Genomic DNA, 421 nt, shown 5'->3' with positions numbered 1-421 from the left:
AGCACAAGGTCAGCCAGGTAGCCGGGTTTTATCAGTCCGGCTTTAAGCTTCAGAGCGCTGGCTCCACCAACGGTGGCCCAGCTGAAAACTTCCCTTGTGCTGGCCACGTCCGTTCTCTTTCTCCAGACCTTGTTAAGCACGGCCGCAAAGCGCATTTCAGTGAACATGTCCATAACGCCAACGGGGTTCGGAGAGTCGTTGCCCAGCGCTATGTTCGTCCCTGCGGTGTAAAGCTCAATTATCGGAGCTATCCTTGCCTCAAGCTTCGCCATACTGAGGGAGCAATGGACGAGAGTGGCTCCGCTTTGGGAGTAGAGCTTAACTTCTCCATCGCTCAGGTATATCCCGTGCACGCCAATGAGGTTTTCATGGAGAACGCCGGCCTCAGCAAGGTATTCCACGGGAGTTAGTCCGTAGCGCT

1 protein-coding gene is annotated in these 421 nt (G+C 55.1%); it reads right to left on the bottom strand.

Going from position 1 to position 421, the window contains the following annotated elements:
* On the bottom strand, positions 1-421 hold a 421-nt coding region (locus E3E42_RS11760), incomplete at both ends, for an amidohydrolase family protein (RefSeq protein ID WP_167904895.1).

It is taken from the genome of Thermococcus sp. JdF3 (assembly GCF_012027495.1).
GTDB lineage: Archaea > Methanobacteriota_B > Thermococci > Thermococcales > Thermococcaceae > Thermococcus.
The sequence above is the reverse complement of the archived record's forward strand: the minus strand, read 5'-3'. Positions and strand labels throughout refer to the sequence as shown.